The organism is Quatrionicoccus australiensis, from assembly GCF_020510425.1.
Taxonomy (GTDB): Bacteria; Pseudomonadota; Gammaproteobacteria; order Burkholderiales; family Rhodocyclaceae; genus Azonexus; species Azonexus australiensis_A.
Window position 1 is genome coordinate 1,571,683 of the sequence record NZ_JAHBAH010000001.1, and the last position, 21,634, is coordinate 1,593,316.

Genomic DNA, 21,634 nt, shown 5'->3' on the forward strand with positions numbered 1-21,634 from the left:
AGGAATACTCCTGGTAGGGTTATAGGTACTTGCGTATAACCACTTGCACCTGCTCATAGGCGCGCCACCATAGAAAACGGCCCCGTAGGGCCGTGTGTGGAGCAGAGGCTAATCCCCGCCAAAGAGCTTCGAGCCAACCCGCCAGAGCAAATCCAGCAGCAGCAATGCGGTAATAGGGTCCATCAGTGTGGGCCTGCCCCGCGGGTCACAGTGCATTCAATCGGACCACCGTTATAGGAATGGCACTCAGCACCAACCGACGGGCCAGGAGAAGGGGCACAAGCCGCCAACAGGGTGATAGCGGCAATGGCCATCAGACAAATTTTCTTCATCAGGTGGCCTTTCGTTAAAGAACCGCGGTGGCAATCGCGACAAAGGGAGCGACGACCGGGGCAGTAACAGCGGCGACCGTGGCGACAACGACAGGAACGAGCGGAGCAAGCAGGAAAAACATAGAGGCTTTCAAGGTGGTTTAGGTGCTTCCGTATAACCACTCGGCCTGTTCCATAGGCGCAAAGAAAAGGCCGCCTTCGAGGCGGCCGTGCGGAATTTAGTTCTGCTTCGGAGGAGCGCTGGCCCGAGGGCTGCCACTGTGCTTCGCAAAATCTGCGTCAAACTGCGCCTTATCCGCAGCAAAGCCGGCCTGGCGCTCGGCAAGTTCGTTCCCATGCCTCGCAGCCGAAGCGTCCGCACTGCACTGCACCGGCCTGCCGTTAGCCGATATGCAGTTGGCACCCGGGCCCGTACAAGCGGTCGCACCAAGCGCAATGCCAACTGCGGTTACAAGGGTCAAAATCTGATTCATAGGGTAAAGTCTCCGTGGTTTAGATACCCCCGTATAACCACCCGGCCTGTTCTATAGGCGCAAAGAAAAGGCCGCCTTCGAGGCGGCCCTTCTTTGTCGTTAATCAGCGTTCCAGTTAGTACCCCCCCTTTCGTGCGGCCTGGTTTTGGTTGATAGCGCCCGGTCAGGCAATCGCCTCGGCGCCATCGGCGACGTTGCGGGATTCGTTGATAGCCTGGCCGCGCTTGTCGCGTTCACGAATTGCGAGGGACAGGATTGCGTTAACAACCCCCGCCTTCGTGCCCAGCGTTTCCGCCAGCAATTTCTTGCGTTCGGCAAGCTTCGTGGTTTGCTCCTTAATGTCGATTGCGGCATCCAGCAGCTCTTCAAAGGCCTGCTTGGTTTGCCCTTGCATGTCAATCATGCGAGTACCCTTTCATGGTGGTTAGTGGTACTTGCGTATAACCACGTCCCCATATCCATAGGCGCTTAGGCTGCACGCAGCATGTTTGCGGCTACGTGCGCCAGGCAGTCTCGCCACTTTCCCGCGTGGCGGACGTTTTTAATGCCGACTTTGCGTGAATTCGGGCACAGCGTTGCAGTCCACAGGTCGTAACCGTTTGGCCCTGAACGGACCGAGACAACTTCCGGTTTTAGCGGCGCAACAAAGTACATGCTGACGTCCGATACAGGCACCTGCGCCGCAGGGAACACAATGCCCGACGCAGCTAGTATGAGCTGCACCGCATGCGGCGAGTGCACACCAATCACTTCATGAGCAGTCATTCAACTCATCCTTTGGGTTAGGTAAATAGGTCCGTATAACCACTACCGCCACCCCATAGGCGCCGCTGTACGGGGATGCGTAACCCGGTAACTGAGTAGATACTGTCCTACTCAGTTACTCACCTGGAGCGCGTATAGCGCCATTTTCTTTTGCCAGGCCGGTACATGAGTATTTGCGTAGCTGAGTGCCCGGGCGGGAGGCGCTAACCCCCATCGCCAAGGTGGGTGGCGTGTTGTGCGCTACTGCTCTGGCGCGCGAGACCAGCACCAACCCCATTGGCGAGCCGGCCAATGGCCGCTGCCAAATGAAAAAGCCGCCTTTGCGGGCGGCCTTCTCAGCGCGTCAGAGCATTACTGCCCTTTCGCCGCTTTCTCAAAAATCGGGTACAGCGGGTGCTTCCGGGCGTCGTTCTGTTCATTCACGACGACGCGTGAGAGGTAGATAACTGCATTCTCCTGGTCCAACATTGTTTTGTGGAACCAGCCCGCATACTTCGGGTGGATGAAGCCGACCGCTTTGATGACGCCGCCGTCGTCAGCCGTCAGCTTCAGACAAGTGTCGACCTTGCTCCATTGACTTTCCGTCATCCCCCCCGCTGCCGGCCCGCCGCCTGTCATGTTGCGGCGGGTGTCGTTGCCTGCAATCGCGCAAGCCGGCATGCTCATTTTCTGGATATCGACCGGCTCGCCACCGCGTGCGACCCACAGCGCGACTTTCACAGCTTGGTAAGTACCTGGCAGCCGCTTGCGAGCTTCCCAGCTGCTATCAGACTGCTGGTAGCGATACGTGGCCTGCATTTCCGTCGGGCTAACCAGCTTATTTTGCAGCACGGCAGCGCACATCAGCATCCGCCCACCGACGCCACAAAATGCACGTTCATCGGCAGGCAAGTCAGTCAGTCGGAAAGCGTCGCAGCGAGCGTAGGCGACCTTGTCATTGAGCAGGCGGAAGTCAGACAACATCGTTACGTCCGTGTCCGCGACTTTGGCGTTGGCCTCGGCTATCGGGTCCGCTTCAACCGCAGCAACCAGTGCCTTGGCTTCTGTCAGGCACTCAGCTTGATATTCGGCTGCTCGCTGGTCCAGGACCCAGCTACCCGAGCCAGCCGCATGGGCAGAGACGCACGCCCCGACCAGCATCAGCGAAATCAGGGTGCGCTTCATTGTTGCGCCCCTACTTGCTTCAGGAATTCAGCCGTCTCCTGCTTCGTTGACACCGACTTTTCATCAGTGCCTTGGCGCTTAGAGAACCAGCCTTTGTCACGCAGCGGGTAGCTGTCCAGCAGCTCGGTCACTTCATCAATCAACACCTTCTCGAGCCGCTTTGCCTGGTCATCAGTCTTGGGCAGCACCGCGCCGGCCGCGTACGTCGAGAAGTCGAAGCCCGACGCTTTGCGTTCGTAGTAGGTGTTCAGGGTATCCACCGCAAATGTAATATCCGGCTTAGCAACGCGGTACTCTGCTTGCCAGTCCTGCCAGCGCTGCAACGATGCTTGGCGCATCTTCGTAGTGCCGTACAGCGAGCCGCCATCCCATACTTCTTTGTCGGTCAGGCAGTGGTAGGCAAAATCAGTGGTGTATGCGCTGCTGTAAAAGACGATTTCACCCAGCGCTGACAAGCCATAGCGAGCGTACTTCTCACCGTGCTTTGCGTCGTCACCGTACGACCGGTCTTTGCGAATATCGCGGATGAGTTCTTTGCAGCGAGCCATGTCGCGGGCAGCCCCGCGGCTCCCCAGCTCAGCGGCAGCTTGCTGCTGGCTGAACGAGACGCTGCCGCTTTCTTCGACTTTGTTACCAGAGCCAGCGGCGAACGCGCCGCTCACAGCGAGAGCCAAAGCAGTCGCGGCGAGGGTACGTGAAAGCGTTCCAACAAACTTCTTCATAGGGCACATCCTTTCTTACTTCGTTTTGAGTTTGGCCGGCGCAGGCGCCGACAGGAATACTGGACCAATTGGCGGAGGGTTCTGGCGCAGCCAGGACAGGCGTGCGTCTTTTACCGACTGCGCCATAGCTTCGGCACGAGTGGCATCGGTAGTCAGGGTGTCTGGGTTAATGCCCTGTGCCCGTAGCGCGTCACGCATGCCCGGGGTACTCACAGGACACTTCGTTTCCGACTGGCCCGCGCACTGCATGACAGTGGCCGCGTGCGTCAACAGCAGCTGGCCTTGCTTGCCCCAGGCCTGGCTCTCATTACGCGACGCCACCCAGTCGTTCCACTGCTTATCCAGGCCACGCTTGTCTGCGGTCTCAACGGAGATACCTGCTACGGCCAGTTCCATGCGATACGTCTTGTAGTCGTCCGCATTGGGGCCATAGAAGGCGTAGGCCGCGACGTAATCAGCTAGCTCGGGCCTACCCTTCGCAGTCATCTGCTCAAGGGCCTTTGCTTGCAGCTGTGCCGCATACCAGGCGTAATGCCGTGCGGCGAAGTCATTAAGCCCGCTTGCGTGCGCGGCAGACGCGCCGATGGCAAGCAGTAGCGGGACGAGAAGTTGTCGCTTCATAGAGAATCCTTCGTGGGTTAGGTACGTGCGTATAACCACTTGCCGGACTTCATAGGCGCTGCCCCACGAAAAAGGCCGCTTTCGCGGCCCTTGGGTTAGTAAATCGTGGTCTTCTCCGTAGAAGTCGTAGACGCGTTGCTCTTCGACTTGGTTTGCTTGACGCTGCCCGAGGCTTCATCGGTGTATTCAACCTTGCGCCCGTCAATCATGTTGCCCTGGCCGTAGAGGAGCGCCCCACCCTGCGTCACGGTAACGCCGTCTTTCAAGTCGATGCTGAAGGCCCCAAAGCCTTCAACCTGAAAAGTCAGGGGCCCGTCCACTTTCCACCAACCGTAGTTGATGCGCCACTTTTTACTAGGAAAGGCGGCGTCAAGGTCCGCATCGGACAGCGCCATGTACGCCTTACCCAGTTCAAAGCCACGCTGCGCAAGCGACATAGGTGCGGTGGCAGGCACAATATCGGTCACGCGCTTGCCGAGGTAGTTGGCCGCGTACGTATACGACACGGCGGAGCCCAGGTAATTGTCCCCGTCCTTATCGCCAATATCTTCGTAGCCCTCCGGGGCAGCGCCCGGCTTGTTGGTTTTCAGTTTCCACACTTGCTGTGCGAAGCCCGGTGATTGAATACCGAGCGCAATGACTTCATGCTTAACCAGCGAGGTGATACAAGCTTCATCGGCACCGCAATTACGGTAGAGCCCGCCAACGTACTGCGCAAACGCGTCCTGACTGGCGCCCAGCAGCTCCGCACGACGTTCAGCGTAAAACACCGGGTCCACCCCAAGGCGGCCCGCAATCATGCCTTTAATCGGCTTGGCGTAGTACCAGCCATGCTTGATGAACTCAAAATTAACACGCCCTAGCGAGCCCAAAGTGGAATTCAACAACACAATACCGCCTGCCGTCATTGAAGCCTTGTTGCTGGACTCGTGGCCCTGCTCACTGTTTATGGTGGTGGTGCCGGTTTGACCCGTTTTTACGCCAAGCGCCCAGACCGGCGAAGCCGCGGACGCGAAGGCCAGCGCACCGACCACCAGCAAAGAACTTTTCTTCATTAGAGCCCCCCGTCCAGAGGCGCATCCGCAGGGTCAAGTGCGGCATCTACGGTAGCGCGGAGCTGACCCTGCTTACCGAGCTTGCGAAGCCAGGTAACCAGGTCATCGGGCAGTTGCACACTGGTACGTACGCGGGCTTCGTTGTTCACTTCACCCTTTGCACGGCGAGCGACACGCATACGCTTGTTGCGGGCATTCGCCAGGCATTCGCGTAGGCGGGTTGAGAACTGCTCAGGGCCTTGTTTCAGCTTGACGTGCTGGCGTTCAAGAATGTTGAGAGAGATAAGTTGCATAGTCCAATCCAGGTGGTTAGTAGGTATAGACGTATAACCACTTTGACGCATTCATAGGCGCCCGGCAGGTCACCCGAGAGACAGCCCACTTCATTGGCGAGCCGGCCAATGGCCCCGGCTACTCAGTAGGCTCCGGGCCCCAGGCACCCGCGAGCAAGACCGCCAGCACGACAAGCAGAGCCACCGCGCATACCGGCACGACAATGCCGTACAAGGCATCAGGCCTATTGAGAGAGAAAAGCTGCATGGTCACATCCAAGTAGTTATAGAGAGGTGCGTATAACCACTTTGGCGGAGGCATAGGCGCCCCGGCAGGCCGCCTGAGAGCCAGCACCCACTTCATTGGCGAGCCGACGAAGAACCGCCGGGTAACGTGGCCCATGCCCCCTACTGGCACAGACATACCAGACCGTCAAAGCACTCACGTTGATAGAGAGACGGACAAGAGGCCGGGCAAAGGGAATGGCCAAGGCGTGACGGCATCCCTACGCGGCAATAGACAGGCTGGAGGGAGACGCTAAACACATCACCATAGAGGACAGCGCAGCACACGCGACGGCCGCCCATCCGGGCTACACACCCTGGATTGAAGCCAACGCCCCGGCGCCCGCAGGCCACTCGTCCCCGCCGCGGCCTATGGCCGCTTCTCGCCAAAGAAGATAGGCAGCGCACAGGCGACGGCCGCCCGTCCGGGCTACACGCCTCGGAGCCCACACCAGAGCGCCAGCCAGGCGCGCGCCACAGACACGCCAGGCCGCCCGCTGGTTGGCCGGGCTACCTACCCCGCAGCCCCACGCCACCAGCCCCGCCAGCAGCCTTCCCGTTGGTCCGGCAGCCGGCTTGACGACCCAGGCACCCCTACCCCACGACCGGCCAGCCCGCCTTATAGCTATTGCCTATCGAAATGGCCCGTCTTATCGGTTTTGTGAATATGTCACTTTTAGGGGGCACCCCGCCCAAAAACAGCCGCCTTGCCCTGTTTTGTCGTAAGTCGTTGTTTTATAATCATTTTACCGCCAGCGTCCGTCTTATGCGTTTTTACCATGCATGACTATACTATAGTAAGGAAGCACATAAGCGACCTACCAAACTCAACATAAGGAACTGCCACCATGCGTAATTTCATCATCTCCCTCTTCACCGCCCGCGCTACCCGTGAAGCCCAAGCCCGCGCCTTCGACTGGAACACGAAGCACTACAACACCAACCGCGCTGTTGCCGTCCAATCCGGCGCCCGCTACTAACCCAACCCACAAGCCAACCCCCTACGGAAGATTCAACATGAAAAACACCACCACCTACGAAACCCTGTCCGCTGCGCTTGACGCCGCATTTGGCATAGCAGCGATTGATACCGCCGCCATTAAGCAACTGCGGGTGTTCGAGTATGCGCCCGCCACTATCGACAGCGTGGTAGCCGCCGCCATCACTCCGAAGGCTCGCGAAGCGGTCAAGTCCGCCATTGCCGCCCTGGCCGCGGCCATGCGCAAGGCGCACAAGCGGGCCGAAGTCTACTTTGTTGATTCCGGCAAGGACCTGGTTGTGGCTCTTGTATGGAACAACAGCCGCGGCAACACCTGGCAGGCCGCAGCAGCAGCCATCCCCGGTTTTGGCGCCAAGCTCAAAGCTTAACAACCAACCAACAGGGCGGCGTTATGAGCGCCGCCCGTTAATCCCAAACCCCAACTACTGCAAATCGGAGCCACACCAAATGCAAATCCACAAACAAGCCCAACGCGCCAAAGCCCTGGCCGTAGCAATCGTCATTCTCACCGTCGGCGTCTATGGCGACCGTATCGGCAGCGCGCTTATCGGCGGCGTCTTCAAAAGCGTTGTTCAGGCCGCCAAGTATCAGCCGGCCCCGCTGGCCGCAGCCGACACCCAGCCGGCTAACGTCATCTACATCCCGGCCGCCCTGTAAGCCCCTAACCCCGCATACACCCCGGAGCACCCAACATGCAAACGACCGCCAAAATCACCGCCACTGCAAAAGCCCTGGCCCCCCTCGCACTCGCAGTGCTGCTTGTCAAAGTGGTGCCGACCAGCAGCGACCTTATCAAAGCCGCCCAGGTGCTTGTGCTGTTCGCCCTGGCCGTCCGCGCTACCCAGAAGGCACCCCTGCTGGCCGACTACTTCGCAGCGCTGCGCCAGTGCACCCGTAGCCCCATCAGCACCCGCCGCGCCTAACCCCACAGGCGGTGTTCTACGCGCCGCCAGTCAATCAAAACCAACCCACCCCTACGAGACCATCATGACCCAAGCCCAACGCACCCAATCCGCAAAACTGGCCGCCGACATTCGCGCCCTGGAACACGCTACCCAGACTTTCAACAGCCACACCTTCGCCGGCCTTCTGGCGAAGAAACGCGCAGCCCTGGCCGCCCTTCCCGCTTAACCAGGGGACGCCGTATGACCACCACAGAAGCCACCGCAGCCTGGTATGCAAGCCGGAGTATTACCCGCGCCCAGGTGCCGGCCTACACGCCGCGCTGGCGGGGCGGTTATAGCGATAAACCGTTCAACGGCGCCAACCCCATCCCCCCCTGCGGTTGCCGTCCCGGCCACGACTGCGCGCAGTGCAACCCCGACAATATCTAACCCCCAACCGCCTCCAATCCGAGGCGGTTTTCATTTGCCCCAACAGCTAAAATAGCGGCCGCATTTTTTGAGACAGAGCACCCGCCATGACCATCATTAAAAGACCCCCGAACATTTACCGTGTAATCGACCTTGCCGGCCCAGAAGGCAACTTGTATGAGCTATTTCGACTTGTTGAAATCATGTGTTCCCACAAAGAAATCGACCCCCGGCCAATCGTTCAGGAACTCACTACCGCCAATCAGGAAAGCCACGCAAAAATGCTGGCCCTACTCGACCAATACTTTGGCGATATTTGCGTGTTCTACGACTACCCCGAAGCGCAATAAGCAACACACCAGCCCCACACCCCAAAGCCGCAAATCACCGCGGCTTTTGTTTGTCCGCAACCCCCACAACGCGCCCCGGCCACACGAAAAAATAGGTACGCCTACCCCAAAACTCCGGCCATTCCGCACAGCCCGGCGGGCGAAGTAGAAAACGGTATGTCCGGGTTTCGTAGCACCCCTCGCCGACTTCCCCCGCAGTCCCCGCAAGAGCACCGGCCAATCCGTTAGGGAGAAGTAGCGCACGAAAGCGATAGCGTCAAAGGGAGCAGCAGCAACTTCACTGGCGAGCCGATGAGTGCACCGGATGAAGCCCCCGTACGCGTATCCCCTGCTGCACTTCGCAATCACAAAAATTGACACCCCTTCCCGTGCAATCCGCACACGAAATTAAGTAGCCCCTTTTGTGAGACGGGGTGTGCAAGACGCGTCCGCATCCAGCGGCATCCGCGTTTCGTTTCACTGCACGCGACTGTCCCCGCTGGCCGCTTGCGTCAGTTGTTCACTGTTAGGGCTATTACCAAAAAGCCCCCAGCACACACTACTTCATCAATGAACACAGGGGGCACCAGGTAATGCCCCATTTCCCGGAACACACTCGACACAAAAAGCATCACATCAAGCTTGTTGATACTCAGCGAGCGTTCCTACATCTATCGCAGCAATCAAACGACAAAGGGGCGCGTTTTTGCGTGATGAAGCCGGGGCGTGTTCTGGTTTTCGCCAAATAACTATTGTTGCGCCTTACCCGGTGAGAGGGAGCCGCTCTATTTGCGACGAAATAGCCCAGGGCGCGCGTCGTATCGGCCGGCCCGTAATGTGGGGTAGCGGGCGGAGGGAGAGGGGTTGGGTAGCTGGTATTCGCTGGAGAGGTGGGGTAGATGGAGGGTGACTACACAGTTGTGACACAAAAACGCCCGCAAAGCCTTGTGTGGCAAGGGTTTAAGCCATTTTTGCGGCTGGCATGACAAAAATAGACCAAATCACGCAATCCACTGTGGCACAAGGCTTTGCGCCGCATTACCACACCGTGAAAACGTCTCTGAGAATGCAGGGTTCGAGTAGCCCGGCGACCTAAGTCCCTTCCGTTGCTTCGCCAAAGAGGTGACGCCTGGCTGCCCGTCCCGCTGGTCCGATGCGCCTGGCCTTGGTGCCATCCCGCGGAAGAGGCTTACGGGCGGTCCAGCGGTGGGCGCAGCGTGCGTCCGCTTGCCCAACTTATTTGGCGAGCCGAGGACTGCCGCGTGTGTTCCCGGCGCCTATGAAGCGGCCCAGGTGGTTATACGTCCTTACCTATTAACTACCTTGGGAGACACACCCTTATGACCCGCAAGACTTCTTCAACCCGCCGTGCCCGCCGCATCACCAGCGTTGAGTGGCCGGAGGAGTACGACGACGAATACGCCATGCTCGAAATCATGGCCGGGGACCCGAAGAACCCGCTGCCGCTGGCGGAGTGCATTCGTCAAATGGCGCGCTTGGGCATACTGGCCCGCGAGCACATCTACGCCAAAAACGTGGAGGACGACCGCCGCAAGATTGACCGCCAGGAACGCTTCACCTTGCTGAAGTACATCTGCCAGAACAACATTCTGCTGCGCGAACAATCCCAGCTTTCCGACGACGACCTGGACGCTATTGCCCACGACAGCGAGGTGTTTGCTACTCAGTTCCTGCGACAAGGTGACGCCCTGGAACTCGCATCCGTGCAACTCAAAAACGAGCGCCTGCGTGCCTTGGGCCTGCCTGCTCCGTCTGCCGCGGAGGTGAAGTAATGTCCATCCCGGGCCAACGTTCAAAGTGGGGCCAGCTCGGCGACGGCGCCGATATTGACGGCAACGAAATCGGGCAAGGCTTCAAGGCCGGGCTCAAAGTTGCCGCATACAGCATTGCAACCTTCACCGGCGCCTTCGCCATGTCCATGAAGGTGGCTTGTGGTGGCAGTGGCGAAACGAGCGAGTGGGCCCTGTATTGGAAGTACAACCTTGCCCGCGTGCTGTCCGCCATGCCGGGTGATGTTCCGTTTACACCTAGCGCCATGCTGTCCGGCAAAAGCCCAGCAGGGTTGCTGAAATCCGCGCAAATCTACCACGCCCATTTCGGTATCTCGCCGTACCTGGCCACCCTGCTTGCGCTGGGTGCAGCCAGTGCGGTGGGCTACTACCTGATTAAGCGCTACCTGAAGAAAGGGGTAGAAGCGAACGCCGACGTATTCGTGCGCGGCGCGAAACTTAGCAGCGTGGAAGAAGTCATTGCCCGCGTACGTACCAAGGACCCTACAAAGGGGTGGCTCGGCGCCAGTGACTACACGTGGGTGGGGGGTATTCCTCTGGCCGCTGGCCGCGCGCAATACGGCATTTTGGTGGCCGGCGCCGTCGGCTCGGGCAAGACCACCGCGATGCTCTACCTCCTGGACCAGGTCACGGCCCGAGGTAAAACAATGGTGGTTTTCGACGTCGTTTGTGAGTTCACCGCGTTTTACTACCGGGAAGACACCGACGACGTGATTATGAACCCCCTGGATAAGCGGTTCCCGGGGTGGTCCATCTTCAATGAAATCCGGGAAAAGACTGACCCCGACCAGCTGGCCGCGCTGTTTCTGCCTATCAAGGATGCGAACGATAACACCGAGGTGTATTTCAAAACGGGGGCCAAGATTGTCATTGCATGGCTTATCAAGCTCTGTATTGAGCAAGGCACGCCGACGCAGACCGCGTTCAACAAATACGTGTTCAACACGAGCCACAAGGCCCTGCACAAGCTGGCAATCGGTACACCGGCTGAAATGTATTTGGACCCAGAGGCCGGCGGAACAGGGGGAGCGGGTTTCATCACCAGTCTCCGTAATGCCCTTTATGTGCTCACCATGGTCAAGGACGGCCCCTTCTCGATTAAGGACTTTATCTGGAAGGGCGGCGACCGCCGTATGTTCATTCCGACCCCGGAAGCCTACGCAGAATTGCTGCAACCGCTTACGGCAATGGTCTTTGGTGTGGCCATTCAAGCCAGCCTGGATAACCGGAAAATGGAACAGACGCCGGACGACAAAATCTGGTTCGTTGCGGACGAGTTCTCGTCGATGGGTCCGGTGCCATCCATCTATGCCTTGGCAACAAAAGGACGGAAGTTCGGCGCGCTCATGTTCGCTGGAATGCAGAGCTTGGTTCAGGTCAAGAAGGTCATGACACCGGACGATTCGGAGGCTTTCTTGAGCGTTATGCAGAACGTTCTGCTGATGAAAGTGGCGGACTCTGTAACCCAGGAACGCTTCTCGAAGGAAATCGGGAAGGCAGAAATGTGGCGCAAGTCCCGCGCAGCCAACTTTGGCGAAAACGACGCAAAGGATGGCCGCAGCATCAACGACAAGCGGGAAGAAGTACCAGTGGTCCTGCCTGCGGAAATCGGTGAACTTTCGCCCAATTCAGGGTTCTTGCGGCTGGCCGGCGGCTATGGCACTTGCTTCCTGAGCTGGCCTGGCTTCCGTCCGGAAAAGCAGTCCAAGGACCTGATTCAGATTGACGGCATGGAGCTGGACCCCTTCGCTAATGTCGGGAAGGTCAAGACAGCCCCCGAGGGTGACACAGGGGTGCGTACCAAAGCGGCACAACGGCTTGCAGCCGAGCTGGCCGCGGCGGGCACCGCTGCACAAGTGGAGGTGCGCGCTGACCAGGCTAACGAAGCCGCCGGTTACGTTGACCCGACGGAACCCAGCGATAGTCCGAACTTCCAGGACTTCAACGGCGACTATGTGCCGGACACCGAACCAGCGGTGGAGGAACAGAAGCCGCAAGCCACCCGCTACAAAATGCGGTAACAACCCAGGCCCCGAAAGGGGCCTTTTCTTTTGCCGACAGGTAGCTGAGTAAATGAGTAAAGAGATAGCTACCGAGGCACAGGCGCTAAAAGCCATCGCCAAGGTGGGCGTGTGGTTAGGGCTACTGCGCTGGCGCGCGTGACCAGCACCAACCCTATCGGCGAGCCGACCCAAAAATGCTGCGGCACCGCGCCTATGATTGCCGCTAAGTGGTTATACGGAAGTATCCCTAATCACAAAGCACACCCACTATGTACAGCAAGTCAAAACTCACCTCCGCCGCCAAAACCATGGAATATCACCGCGACGCTTTCGAGCAAAGCATTGATAGCCCGGAAGCGTCCCAAGGCGAGCGTGTAACGGCTGTATATGCAGGCAAAGGCGCTGCTATGGCCGGGCTTACCGGCACCCCGCAGGCAGCCGACGTTGACCGCCTGCTGCGCGGCATCATTGCTGGTCAATCAGTGCAACATGGCTTTGACCAGGATACCGGTGCCTTCAAGCACTCCCCGGGCTTTGACTTGACGTACAGCCCGGACAAGACCGTTTGTATTGCAGCCGGCGTGCAAGGCGACGACGAGCGCATTAGCAAGGCTCTGCTGGCCTCTGCTGCCATTGGCGTTGAATATGCCGAGGCCAACGGTGCCTTCGTGCAAGACCGTGACGGCGAGCACAACACCGGCAACGTAGTGGCCCTTCTGGTGCTGCACAAGACTACGCGCATGGTCGACGGCCACGTGGACCCGCAATATCACGTACATACCCTCTTTTTCAATATCACGTTTGACGGGCGCACCAACACCTGGCGCGCCGTGGACTTCCGCACGCTGATTAGCCCGGAGTTCCGCAAGGAAATGGACCGGGTTACCGGCGCCGCCATGAATGGCATGCTGCAATCCTTTGGCTACGAAACCGAACCGAGCAAGAACGGCCTGGGTTCCGCCATCAAGGGCTACACCGATGAGCAAGTTGCGGAGTTCTCTGGCCGTAGCGTGTTGCAGCGCGACCCGGAGCTGGCCCGTAAGGGCATTGACCCGGCCACCGCCAGCCAAGCTGAAAAGCAGTTTGCCATCCTGGCCAAGCGCGAGGACAAGTCACTGTTGCCCTGGTCCGAAATTCAAGCCGACTGGCACGAACGCGGCCTGAAGGTGGGCCTGGAGCTCAACGCTGCCCCTGGCTATACCCCGCCGGACCAGGAGCGCGTCAACGCTGCGGCGTCTATCGTTATCGACGCTTTGACCCATAACGTGTCCGACGCAGTAGCCCTGCGTGAAGACCTGCACAACCGTGAAGACGTCAAAGCCGCTGTAAACGAACTGAAGGACGCATCGACAGCCGCCGAGCCGCTGAGCGTATTTACCTGGAACAAGGAAATCCGCGGCATCGAGCCGGAAGCAACGCGCGAGCAAATCAAGTCCGCTACGGCAGAAGTCCTGGACTCTGGCGAGCTGCACAAGCACGAGAACGGCAAGTACAGTTCTGAGCCGGAGAAGGAATACAACGAGCGCAAGCAAGCCGAGGGCGAGAAAATCGAACGCGTGACGTATCAGCAGGTTGCTGATGAAGTTGCCAAGGCCGTTGCCGGTATGAGCGCGGCGCAAGAGCGCTATGCCGACTTGCGCCAGCAGCAACGCGACCTTGAAAAAGTCATGTCCCCGGAACAAGCCCGGAGCTTGCAGGACGACATCAAGGCTACCCGCGACGCATCCTCGATGACTAACAAAGGCATTGCAGCCAGCGTCCGTGAGAACCTGAAGTACGCCAAGACCGCCGACATCGAAAAGGCCATTACGGCACTGGTGGATTCCGACGTGTTGACCGCTAAGGGTGTCACAAACAAGTCCGGTGAAGCCGTGCGTGACAAGCAGGGCAACCAGCTTACGGCCTACACCCCACAACTGGATGAAGCACGCATGTACGAACGTGCATCCGCTGCCTTTGAGAAGGTGCTGTCCGCTGCCGAACGCGCCCGCGAGGACGTACAAAGCCACGTTGCTGATATGCAAGCCGTGACCGACAGCCGCGACTATCGCCGGGCCGGCGCCATTGCCGAAAACATCCGTGGCGCTGAAAAGGTCATGTCTTCGACAGCGAAGGGGTGGCATTATCAAGTCAGCCAGGCTGCCCCTGGTGCGTCCAAGGAAATGGTACAGGGCCTTATTGACCGTGCCGTTTCTGCTGGCCGCCTGCATTCGCAAGTGGGCCGGCTGAGCGTCGAGACTGAAGCGCAGACGGACCGCCGCCTGAGCCAAGTCAAGGCACTCACCGCCAAAGGCAAGAGCGTTGACCGCGCCGTCAAGCAAGCTGAACGTAAGCAAGACCGCAAAGAACAAGCAGCCGAGCGCAAGCAAGAGCGCAAGGACCGCCAAGCCGCCTACGACCAAGCACGCGACGACCGAAAAAAGGCACGCATCGGCATGAGCGACGTCATGAAGGTGAAGCTGACAGGGAAGGTTTACCTTCTGGATAATTGGCTGACGGCCAGCACTCGGGACCAGGCCAAATACAAAGCCATTGACTGGCGCCTTGCCGTTGTTGTGAAGGCTATTTACGCCACGGTGAAGGCCGGTCAGCTGACCGGCAAGCTGCTTATCGGCACCGGCCGCGCCGTACGTGGGGCTTATCGCCTTAACAAGGCCGTGGCTGAGCACCGCGCCGACAAGAAGCTGGCCGGCACCCTGGAGCCGCTGAAAGAGCGTCAACAGGTTGTGGCCGACTACCTGATAGTTGCTGAAAGCAAGCAAGCGTACGAGCGTGCCCAGAAGAACCTTGACGGCTTTACCGCTGAAAAGGCCAAGCTTACCAAGGCGCTGGAAACCGCAAAGGCCCAACACGAACTTATCAAGGCCGCGGGTGAGAAGGCGGGCGAGCAAAAGACCGAACAACACAATGTCGCTGAGAAGTTGAGCGAGGCGAAGGTGCGCGCCGCAGAACAAGACTTGGCCCACCACCTTGACCGCGAGCAGAAGGCCACCATTGCGGCTGCCGAAGCTAAGTACGCGCTGGTCAAAGCAGAAGAAAAGACTGCGGGCTACGGGCACAAAGACCAGCCTGAAGCCCGGCACAGCGAGCAGCTGCGCGGCGAACATGCGCGCATCAGTGCTGCCATGGAAAAGGCCCAGGGTGCCCGCAACAAGCTGGACGCTGGCGAACGTGAGCGCGCCCAGGAAAAGTCACGCTACATCAATGCAACTCGTGGCGGCTACACTTTTGGCGAAGGCATGTCCCAGCGCCGTGCTGCGTTCACGCCGTCCGCCATCATCGGGCATCTCATGGTGCACTCGGGTAACAAGACGCTCGGCGACATCGGCATCAAAATGACGAAGGTCTCTACCGTGCGTGACCCGTGGGAGCGCGCCATTTCCGTGCCGCTGGCTACGTTCAGCAAGAGCATCAGCGTGCTGAATAAAGGCTACGCCGCAGTTGCTGAGCGGGTTGCCGCCCGAAACGAAGTCACCGCCAAGGATGAGCGCATTGCCGTGTTTGCCGCGGCCATGACTGGCGACAAGCAAGCCGCTGCGAAGCTGGAAACCATGGTTGCCGACCGTCACGAAACAGTTACCCGTGCTGCCGCCAAGGCAGAGCAGGCTTGGAAAACTGGCAAAGGTAGCGAGTACATGTCCCAGGCTGCCGACCGCAAAGAAAACCGCGTGACGAGCCAAGAGGCACTGGACAAGCTTGCCCAGAAGCACGGCAAGGAAAAGTGGGATGGCGAGAGCTACAGCAAGCTGTTGACCAGCGACCTGACCACCGCCCGCAAACTGGCCAATGAAAGCAAGGATAGCCTGCGCGTAGCTGAACGTGACCTGAAGAGCGCCGAGAAGGCCGGTACTGCTACGACCGACCAACACGTTGCTGTACTTGCTGCCAAGGACAATGCCGACAAGCTGAGCATGCGTGCCGAGGCTGTTGCTATTGTGCAGCGCCAGTGGCTCGACGTGGACACCCGCCAATTCGAGAAAATCAATACGGCCGTCACGGACCACAAAGACAACTCAGCCCAAGCCGCGACCGTTGCCGCTGGCAAGACGCAAGACCTGTCCGAGCTGTACAAGCGGGACACGAAGACTGCGGAGCAAGGCAAGGACAAAGCCTGGTTTGCAGACGGTCCGCAGCCCAGCGCTGTTACGCCCAAGGACGTTGAGCAAATGACGGAAAAGCTGCGCGGCACCCCGGCCGCCAACGACCCCCAGGCCGCTGTTGATAGCTGGAAAGCCCATCTGCGCGGCGAAGGCCCGAACCCGGCGGAGCGTCCGACCAGCCCGGAAACGAAGGCACAAGCTGACGCCATCGTGGTCAACCTGCGTGAAAGTGGTGACCGTGCTGTTGAAGCTGCTGTTGCCGCGCACAAGGCCGAGCAGAAGCAAGACGGCAAGACGCTGGAAAAGTCCGTAGAACAAGGCGCCAAGGCGGAAGTTATCAACATTTCCGCGGCGACGAAGGAAAAGGTAGCCGAGTACGCCGACAAGCTGCGCAAGCCGGGCAAGCTGAATGCCGCTGCACAGCAGGAAGCACGTGCAGAGCGCAACCTGGCCCAAACGACCGGGCGTAGCCTGGACGAAGTGGGCCGCGGGCGTGAAGCAGCAGCACCCAAGCGTCGTGCAGCGTCGTACAGCTTCTAAGTAGTTACTCAGCTACTCACGGGCTACTCGTCCCCGCTTCGCCAAAGAGGTGACGCAGCAGCCCGCCTTCCCGCTGGTCCGGCGTGCACCGAAGACCACTAACCACCGCAAAGCCAGGCGCCGCGCGGGGGTTGACGCCTCCTATTGACTTCGGCTAGTATCGTGGTATAATAGGGTCATTGTTTAATACATCGAACACAAACGAGACAACAAAATGACTAATCAAACCGCCCGCAACATCGCCAAAGACATCCTTCGCACCGGTGGCATCAACGACGACAACCGCCGCGTCAAAGTGCCGGTTGTCCGCAACACTGCCCTGTATGCCGGCATTGCCCTGGCCGCCGTGGTGCTGCTGGCCACCATCGCCTTTGCCCAGGACTTCTTCGTGGTTGCCGCCCTGGCCGCCGCAGGCATCACGACCGTTGCCCAGAAGCTCAACAGCGTCAACCACGTCGTTGCCCGGGAGCAAGTCAAAATCGACTGCTTCGAGAAGCAACAAGCTGTCCCCATCAAGGCCGAGGCATTGCGCCGTGAGCTGAAGCTGGCCAGCGTCGAGCAAATCAACAACGACCTGCTGCACAAGCTTGCCGGTGAGTAAGTGAGTATCGCGGTAGTTGAGTAGCTACCGTCTTACTTATCTACAGGCAAAGAAAAAGGCACCCTGAGAGATAGGGTGCCTTTGGGAGAGAGAGAGAGCGGGTAAAACAGTGTTTGGCCTTAGCGTTTTTCCTTTCTCGATTGCATTTCACCGTATGCCTGTTCTTCACGCTGTACGATTGAAGACAGAACTGCGAGACGAACCAAGCATTCTTCCCTACGGCCCTGGCGCATAAAGCCTTCCAGCTTCGAGCCAAAGTCCACGCGGACGCTGTTAGTACCAAGCAGCATGAAATACAGGCTGCAAACGTGACGGTAGAGAACCTGGTAACGACCACGCCAGAACATCGCGCGGAACAGCTTGTCACCAATGTTTGCGGGGGCCCGGAGCAAGTCCGTATTCTGCTGCCGCAGTTCTTCCACCATTTTGAGTAGCGTACTGTACGAGCCGAGGGGGCTTTGTTCAGTACGGGTCAGCGTCACTGCTTCGCTTGAAGCCTTGTCACAAACGACGTTGCCGTCCTTCGTAACTGCGAGGTGCGTCACCCACTCAACTTCGTCACACTGGAATTCGCGTTTTTCTTGCTGCGCCCGGTATTCCGCGGCTAAGCCAGAAAACACTTTGTCCCAGTCATCGCTGCTTTTCGCAAGTTCAGCGGCCATCGCCATCTTGCCCGCGAGTACCAGCGGATGAATTTGTGCTGCGTCCATGATATGCCCCTTGTAAAGTGTGTGTGTTGCCTATGTGTATAGTTTCTTGCCTACAAGTGGGTATAACCACTTACGCAAAACCAAAGGCGCCCCGAGAGGCGCCAATGTGAAATATTTTTACAGGGGAGTGCGGGAGCCGGACTACTGCTTTTGGCGAGCGCTTTTCTCAATCAGTGAGAGCCGGGCCACGGTGGCTTCAGCCCCTTTGACGTCATGCATGCCGAGCTGTACCTGGCCCCGCAGTTCAAGCACGGGCATCAGATAGCGCGGTTGCTTGGCGTACAGCTTTTCATACGCCGGCAACGCCAATTGAAGTTGTGCGGCGGCCGAAGCGTAGTCCCGCAACACGGTGTTCACTTTAGCCAGTTCAAACCGGGTACGCGCCGTGCGATTCAGCACATCCGGGTGCTGCTCGAAAGCGTGCACTGCGGTTTGCAGCAGAGGCAGCGCGCTTTGATAGTCCCGCTGCTCAAAATCGAACTTACCCAGGAAGTACGCCCCTTCTGCTGAGAGCGGGTGCGGCAGCGGAGCCACGTGCAGGTAAATGCTGAGTGAGTTAGCCAGCATGTCCCGCTGTTCGGCGCCGCGCAGGTAGTCATTCGCGTACTGGCGCATCAACTCAGCGACATCGCGCAGGCCTTCGTTCTCAGTCTTTGATACGGTAATCGTGCCGGGGTCCGCAGCAATCAGCTGGTCCACCAATTTGACGTGGGGCGCAAGTGCCAGTTGCATGGCATCAGCGAGCAGCGACTGCGCGCCGGCGCGGTCCCCTGCTTCTTCCAGGACGCCGACAAGGCCTTGCATCGGCTTTGCGAGCTTCGGCGAGTAGGCACCGTATTTCTTTTTGGCGTACTCAACGGACTGCTGAGCGAGGGTGCGGGCTTTGTCGGTTTCGTTCATAGCAAGCGCAGCATAGCCGCGGTTTGTGCGATTGACCAGCCAACTGCGAAAAAGCGTGTCATCGCTGGCCAAGGGGTCTTCGACATCGAGCAACCGGGTCAGTATTTTATCCGCGGCATCTTCATTTGCAGCGGCTTCAGCCTTGCGGCCCAAGTCACCAAACACGGTGCCAATGGTCGCCAACGCGCTGCCGCGTTGACGACTAAATGCGCCAAACTTCAGACTTTCGGCGTCCAGTACACCACAATCTGCAAACGCTCGCTTGTAATCAGCAGCGTTGCGAGCATCCTGGCACTTGTCGAAAGCGGCCTTGTAGGCCGGCCAATCCCCGCCGGCAGCCGTGGCGAGGTTAGGGGCGAGCGACAGGCCCATTGCCATAGCAATAGCCATGGCGGCGTTAAGCGCTGTACGACGGGGCGACATGCTCAACATCCGGGGCGACGGACGAGCCAACTTCAGACCCAGCCGCCTGGGCGGCCTTCACCAAAGCGAGAGCCGCGCGCAGCTGACTTTCGGTGACGTCCGAGGTCAATTCAGAGCGGACAACTTCACCCAAACGACGACACTTCACGGCGTGTTCGTGGGCAAGTTCCTGCCCACGCTTACGACGCAGCGCAGCCACTTTGAGCTGACATTTTTCCAGCTGAGCTTCGGCTTCAACCAATTGCTGGACGGTGGACTTCGAGGTACGAGGCATTTCACAATCTCCTACTGAGTAGATGAGTATTTAAGGGTTAGGGCTTACGCAACGTAAGATGTGCTTACGTATAACCACCCGGCGCCGTTCATAGGCGCCGGGTGTGGTTTTTAGCGGTTCAGCTGCCGCAGTAGGGTTGCATCGTCAGGCAGCGGAGCAGTCGTAGGTGCGGTGACGGCGCCATCCGTTGCTTTCGATAGTTGAGCCCCTGCATAGGCGGTGCCGGTGTCACGTGCTTGTTGCGCTTCACGTGACTTCTGCTGCGCGTAGGCCAGGTCCGCTTGCACGTTCGCGTCATGCGCTGCGGCGCGCTTCTCGTACTTCTCAATCGTGGCCTGGCTTGACCCTGCCCGCTTGTGGTACTCCGCCAGGCTGTCGGCCTTGTCCCGTTCGTGAATTTCAACCAGCGTGGTTTGATTCGCTACGGTTTCAGAGGTCCCCGTCGTGAAGTACATCAGGGTGAAGTAGGCCAGCACGCACCCACAGACCAAACCCAGTGTAGTTTTAGCCCAATTTTCCATGTGAATAGTCCTTTCTTAGTTAGGCTTGAGTTCAGCGCTGTACTTGTTCGAAGCGCCAACGTCACCGGAGCTGTTCGACCCGGTATCAACCTTGTGCTCGTAGGACGCACCGCTGCTCTTTTGCAGGGCAATCTCAGCCTTGCCGTTGAAGAGAATGCCGTCGCCGTAGTACACGTTGCCGTTGCGCGTAATCTGAAGGCCCTTTTCGTCTTGCTTGATATATTCCCCGGTGCTCGGGAAATAGAGTTCAAGCGGGCTGCCGGCTTCACCGTTAGATACAAAGTAGTCCGGTGCTTTTACGCGCTGCATAGCGGCCAGCTTCACATCCCGCGGAGTTTCCCGGATATGCGCCACGATGGCGTGGCGGGCGTCGTTCAGGTCCAGCAGCTTGGCGCTTTCCAGCTTGTCCACCCAGGGGCGTTCGAGGTCAATCGTGTTGCGAAGCGAAGCAATACCATCCGCCAACTTGTCTAGCGGCCCCTTAGGCAACATGCGCTCTTTCGAGAAGCTATCCGAGGTATCACCGCGAATGCCTGGACTCTTCTGCGAGGCTACCCAAGCCATCTCAGCGGCAACAACGCTGCCGTCCAGGTAAATATCGGTAAAGTGCTCTCGGGCCGCAGCGTAGTCACCTTTCGACAGCGCGCCATAAGCGGAAATCAGGTACTCACGGAAATCCTGGCCTTCCGGGGTTTCACTTTTCGTGGCCGCCAGCTTAGCCAACATGGCATCCGCCATGGCTTTTTGCTTGTCGGTAACCGTGCCTTCCGGCTTATCAAGACCCAGCTCTTTCAGCTTGTCCGTCATCGGGTACAGCAGCGAAGCGCCGTCGTATTTAACGGCCTTCGTGTACTTCACCTGGTCAATACCCAGCTCTTTGACAATCGACGGGTGCACTACGCCAAACATGGTGCTGATAGGCGCCGTAGACGAAATGCTAACGTTCTTGCTGTCAGAGACGGTATGGCCGTCCGAGACGTTAGAGGACACGGCCACTTTCTGGCCCATATCGTGTGAATTGCTGGCCGAAAGGCCATTCTTATCCCCGCAGGCGGTTAGAGAGAGGACAACTGCCACGGCAATTGCAATTTTCGAGAGGTGCATACAGCCTTCTTTGGTGGTTGAGATAAGGACGTATAACCACCTGGCCCGTTTCATAGGCGCGTCACCCTTGTTGCGCCTGGCGGCGCCATCGCCATAGGATTGACTCCTGGACACAGACGACTTTGAGAGCTGGCCGGCAGGCAGTCACCAGCGCGCAGTTGCCAATCCTTTGGCGAGCCGACCCGTGACCGCTGCCCAAAAGAAAAGGGGAGCATCCATAGCCACTCCCCCTCTCAACTGGCAACCCCGTTGCCAGAGACTACTAGACACGTTATGACTGCCACACCATTAGCGTGCAAGGCAGTATAGGCATAGC

At 58.7% G+C, this 21,634-nt stretch carries 23 protein-coding genes; 11 read left to right on the forward strand and 12 right to left on the reverse strand.

The genetic code is table 11. The annotated features are described in order from the left end of the window. Positions 1-968 precede the first annotated feature (968 nt). From KIG99_RS07615 to KIG99_RS07645, 7 genes are all read right to left on the reverse strand, one after another. A complete protein-coding gene (locus KIG99_RS07615) occupies positions 969-1,208 on the reverse strand; it encodes a hypothetical protein (RefSeq protein ID WP_226459611.1) in 240 nt (79 codons plus the stop codon). Positions 1,209-1,273: 65 nt separating this feature from the next. Beyond that, on the reverse strand, positions 1,274-1,570 hold the full coding sequence (locus KIG99_RS07620; protein ID WP_226459612.1) for a hypothetical protein: 297 nt from the start codon (positions 1,568-1,570) through the stop codon (positions 1,274-1,276). A 351-nt stretch (positions 1,571-1,921) separates the two neighbouring features. Next, positions 1,922-2,734 carry a hypothetical protein gene (locus tag KIG99_RS07625; protein WP_226459613.1) on the reverse strand — a complete coding sequence of 271 codons (813 nt, stop codon included), beginning with the start codon at positions 2,732-2,734 and terminating at the stop codon, positions 1,922-1,924. Continuing rightward, the gene (locus KIG99_RS07630; protein WP_226459614.1) at positions 2,731-3,456 is read right to left on the reverse strand and encodes a hypothetical protein; all 726 of its coding nucleotides are present in this window, start codon (positions 3,454-3,456) and stop codon (positions 2,731-2,733) included. Before KIG99_RS07630 ends, KIG99_RS07625 begins: the two co-directional genes overlap by 4 nt. Before the next feature lie 15 nt (positions 3,457-3,471). Next, complete coding sequence (locus tag KIG99_RS07635; protein ID WP_226459615.1) at positions 3,472-4,077, reverse strand: hypothetical protein; 606 nt, start codon at positions 4,075-4,077, stop codon at positions 3,472-3,474. 95 nt (positions 4,078-4,172) lie between these two features. Further along, a complete protein-coding gene (locus KIG99_RS07640; RefSeq protein WP_226459616.1) occupies positions 4,173-5,132 on the reverse strand; it encodes a hypothetical protein in 960 nt (319 codons plus the stop codon). Further along, the gene (locus KIG99_RS07645; RefSeq protein ID WP_226459617.1) at positions 5,132-5,425 is read right to left on the reverse strand and encodes a hypothetical protein; all 294 of its coding nucleotides are present in this window, start codon (positions 5,423-5,425) and stop codon (positions 5,132-5,134) included. Before KIG99_RS07645 ends, KIG99_RS07640 begins: the two co-directional genes overlap by 1 nt. Before the next feature lie 1,112 nt (positions 5,426-6,537). Between KIG99_RS07645 and KIG99_RS20665 the strand changes: the two genes are divergently transcribed. The 11 genes from KIG99_RS20665 to KIG99_RS07695 all read left to right on the forward strand — a co-directional run bounded on the left by KIG99_RS20665 (position 6,538) and on the right by KIG99_RS07695 (position 17,386). Further along, positions 6,538-6,669 (forward strand): hypothetical protein, encoded by a 132-nt coding sequence (locus tag KIG99_RS20665; RefSeq protein WP_264180404.1) that lies wholly within the window; start codon positions 6,538-6,540, stop codon positions 6,667-6,669. Positions 6,670-6,706: 37 nt separating this feature from the next. After that, positions 6,707-7,057 carry a hypothetical protein gene (locus tag KIG99_RS07650; RefSeq protein WP_226459618.1) on the forward strand — a complete coding sequence of 117 codons (351 nt, stop codon included), beginning with the start codon at positions 6,707-6,709 and terminating at the stop codon, positions 7,055-7,057. 79 nt (positions 7,058-7,136) lie between these two features. Further along, on the forward strand, positions 7,137-7,346 hold the full coding sequence (locus KIG99_RS07655; RefSeq protein WP_226459619.1) for a hypothetical protein: 210 nt from the start codon (positions 7,137-7,139) through the stop codon (positions 7,344-7,346). 35 nt (positions 7,347-7,381) lie between these two features. Beyond that, positions 7,382-7,612, forward strand: a complete 231-nt coding sequence (locus KIG99_RS07660; RefSeq protein ID WP_226459620.1) for a hypothetical protein — start codon at positions 7,382-7,384, stop codon at positions 7,610-7,612. A gap of 64 nt (positions 7,613-7,676) precedes the next feature. Next, positions 7,677-7,820 (forward strand): hypothetical protein, encoded by a 144-nt coding sequence (locus tag KIG99_RS07665; RefSeq protein WP_226459621.1) that lies wholly within the window; start codon positions 7,677-7,679, stop codon positions 7,818-7,820. Positions 7,821-7,834: 14 nt separating this feature from the next. Further along, positions 7,835-8,023, forward strand: a complete 189-nt coding sequence (locus KIG99_RS07670; protein WP_226459622.1) for a hypothetical protein — start codon at positions 7,835-7,837, stop codon at positions 8,021-8,023. An 86-nt stretch (positions 8,024-8,109) separates the two neighbouring features. Next, on the forward strand, positions 8,110-8,352 hold the full coding sequence (locus KIG99_RS07675; protein WP_226459623.1) for a hypothetical protein: 243 nt from the start codon (positions 8,110-8,112) through the stop codon (positions 8,350-8,352). Between the two features lie 1,319 nt (positions 8,353-9,671). Continuing rightward, entirely contained in the window at positions 9,672-10,124 is a 453-nt protein-coding gene (locus tag KIG99_RS07680) for a hypothetical protein (RefSeq protein ID WP_226459624.1), read from the forward strand. Next, complete coding sequence (locus tag KIG99_RS07685; protein WP_226459625.1) at positions 10,124-12,163, forward strand: type IV secretion system DNA-binding domain-containing protein; 2,040 nt, start codon at positions 10,124-10,126, stop codon at positions 12,161-12,163. Before KIG99_RS07680 ends, KIG99_RS07685 begins: the two co-directional genes overlap by 1 nt. Positions 12,164-12,414: 251 nt before the next feature. Beyond that, positions 12,415-16,785 (forward strand): MobF family relaxase, encoded by a 4,371-nt coding sequence (gene mobF / locus KIG99_RS07690; RefSeq protein ID WP_226459626.1) that lies wholly within the window; start codon positions 12,415-12,417, stop codon positions 16,783-16,785. Positions 16,786-16,999: 214 nt separating this feature from the next. Beyond that, positions 17,000-17,386 carry a hypothetical protein gene (locus KIG99_RS07695; protein ID WP_226459627.1) on the forward strand — a complete coding sequence of 129 codons (387 nt, stop codon included), beginning with the start codon at positions 17,000-17,002 and terminating at the stop codon, positions 17,384-17,386. A gap of 119 nt (positions 17,387-17,505) precedes the next feature. On the opposite strand, the gene KIG99_RS07700 is transcribed toward KIG99_RS07695, so the two are convergent. The 5 genes from KIG99_RS07700 to KIG99_RS07720 form a co-directional block, all read right to left on the reverse strand. After that, on the reverse strand, positions 17,506-18,096 hold the full coding sequence (locus KIG99_RS07700) for a hypothetical protein (RefSeq protein WP_226459628.1): 591 nt from the start codon (positions 18,094-18,096) through the stop codon (positions 17,506-17,508). Between the two features lie 141 nt (positions 18,097-18,237). Next, positions 18,238-19,419 (reverse strand): tetratricopeptide repeat protein, encoded by a 1,182-nt coding sequence (locus KIG99_RS07705; RefSeq protein ID WP_226459629.1) that lies wholly within the window; start codon positions 19,417-19,419, stop codon positions 18,238-18,240. Next, positions 19,394-19,693 carry a hypothetical protein gene (locus tag KIG99_RS07710; RefSeq protein WP_226459630.1) on the reverse strand — a complete coding sequence of 100 codons (300 nt, stop codon included), beginning with the start codon at positions 19,691-19,693 and terminating at the stop codon, positions 19,394-19,396. The genes KIG99_RS07705 and KIG99_RS07710 overlap by 26 nt, the downstream gene beginning before the upstream one ends. Before the next feature lie 110 nt (positions 19,694-19,803). Further along, the gene (locus KIG99_RS07715) at positions 19,804-20,214 is read right to left on the reverse strand and encodes a hypothetical protein (RefSeq protein ID WP_226459631.1); all 411 of its coding nucleotides are present in this window, start codon (positions 20,212-20,214) and stop codon (positions 19,804-19,806) included. Positions 20,215-20,229: 15 nt separating this feature from the next. Further along, positions 20,230-21,318, reverse strand: a complete 1,089-nt coding sequence (locus KIG99_RS07720; RefSeq protein ID WP_226459632.1) for a hypothetical protein — start codon at positions 21,316-21,318, stop codon at positions 20,230-20,232. Positions 21,319-21,634: the final 316 nt, after the last annotated feature.

What these genes read in the sequence shown, in the direction of transcription:
- KIG99_RS07615 (WP_226459611.1), bottom strand. Translation starts at nt 1,208, where the DNA reads ATGATTGACATGCAAGGGCAAACCAAGCAGGCCTTTGAAGAGCTGCTG.
- KIG99_RS07620 (WP_226459612.1), bottom strand. Translation starts at nt 1,570, where the DNA reads ATGACTGCTCATGAAGTGATTGGTGTGCACTCGCCGCATGCGGTGCAG.
- KIG99_RS07625 (WP_226459613.1), bottom strand. Translation starts at nt 2,734, where the DNA reads ATGAAGCGCACCCTGATTTCGCTGATGCTGGTCGGGGCGTGCGTCTCT.
- KIG99_RS07630 (WP_226459614.1), bottom strand. Translation starts at nt 3,456, where the DNA reads ATGAAGAAGTTTGTTGGAACGCTTTCACGTACCCTCGCCGCGACTGCT.
- KIG99_RS07635 (WP_226459615.1), bottom strand. Translation starts at nt 4,077, where the DNA reads ATGAAGCGACAACTTCTCGTCCCGCTACTGCTTGCCATCGGCGCGTCT.
- KIG99_RS07640 (WP_226459616.1), bottom strand. Translation starts at nt 5,132, where the DNA reads ATGAAGAAAAGTTCTTTGCTGGTGGTCGGTGCGCTGGCCTTCGCGTCC.
- KIG99_RS07645 (WP_226459617.1), bottom strand. Translation starts at nt 5,425, where the DNA reads ATGCAACTTATCTCTCTCAACATTCTTGAACGCCAGCACGTCAAGCTG.
- KIG99_RS20665 (WP_264180404.1), top strand. Translation starts at nt 6,538, where the DNA reads ATGCGTAATTTCATCATCTCCCTCTTCACCGCCCGCGCTACCCGTGAA.
- KIG99_RS07650 (WP_226459618.1), top strand. Translation starts at nt 6,707, where the DNA reads ATGAAAAACACCACCACCTACGAAACCCTGTCCGCTGCGCTTGACGCC.
- KIG99_RS07655 (WP_226459619.1), top strand. Translation starts at nt 7,137, where the DNA reads ATGCAAATCCACAAACAAGCCCAACGCGCCAAAGCCCTGGCCGTAGCA.
- KIG99_RS07660 (WP_226459620.1), top strand. Translation starts at nt 7,382, where the DNA reads ATGCAAACGACCGCCAAAATCACCGCCACTGCAAAAGCCCTGGCCCCC.
- KIG99_RS07665 (WP_226459621.1), top strand. Translation starts at nt 7,677, where the DNA reads ATGACCCAAGCCCAACGCACCCAATCCGCAAAACTGGCCGCCGACATT.
- KIG99_RS07670 (WP_226459622.1), top strand. Translation starts at nt 7,835, where the DNA reads ATGACCACCACAGAAGCCACCGCAGCCTGGTATGCAAGCCGGAGTATT.
- KIG99_RS07675 (WP_226459623.1), top strand. Translation starts at nt 8,110, where the DNA reads ATGACCATCATTAAAAGACCCCCGAACATTTACCGTGTAATCGACCTT.
- KIG99_RS07680 (WP_226459624.1), top strand. Translation starts at nt 9,672, where the DNA reads ATGACCCGCAAGACTTCTTCAACCCGCCGTGCCCGCCGCATCACCAGC.
- KIG99_RS07685 (WP_226459625.1), top strand. Translation starts at nt 10,124, where the DNA reads ATGTCCATCCCGGGCCAACGTTCAAAGTGGGGCCAGCTCGGCGACGGC.
- mobF (WP_226459626.1), top strand. Translation starts at nt 12,415, where the DNA reads ATGTACAGCAAGTCAAAACTCACCTCCGCCGCCAAAACCATGGAATAT.
- KIG99_RS07695 (WP_226459627.1), top strand. Translation starts at nt 17,000, where the DNA reads ATGACTAATCAAACCGCCCGCAACATCGCCAAAGACATCCTTCGCACC.
- KIG99_RS07700 (WP_226459628.1), bottom strand. Translation starts at nt 18,096, where the DNA reads ATGGACGCAGCACAAATTCATCCGCTGGTACTCGCGGGCAAGATGGCG.
- KIG99_RS07705 (WP_226459629.1), bottom strand. Translation starts at nt 19,419, where the DNA reads ATGTCGCCCCGTCGTACAGCGCTTAACGCCGCCATGGCTATTGCTATG.
- KIG99_RS07710 (WP_226459630.1), bottom strand. Translation starts at nt 19,693, where the DNA reads ATGCCTCGTACCTCGAAGTCCACCGTCCAGCAATTGGTTGAAGCCGAA.
- KIG99_RS07715 (WP_226459631.1), bottom strand. Translation starts at nt 20,214, where the DNA reads ATGGAAAATTGGGCTAAAACTACACTGGGTTTGGTCTGTGGGTGCGTG.
- KIG99_RS07720 (WP_226459632.1), bottom strand. Translation starts at nt 21,318, where the DNA reads ATGCACCTCTCGAAAATTGCAATTGCCGTGGCAGTTGTCCTCTCTCTA.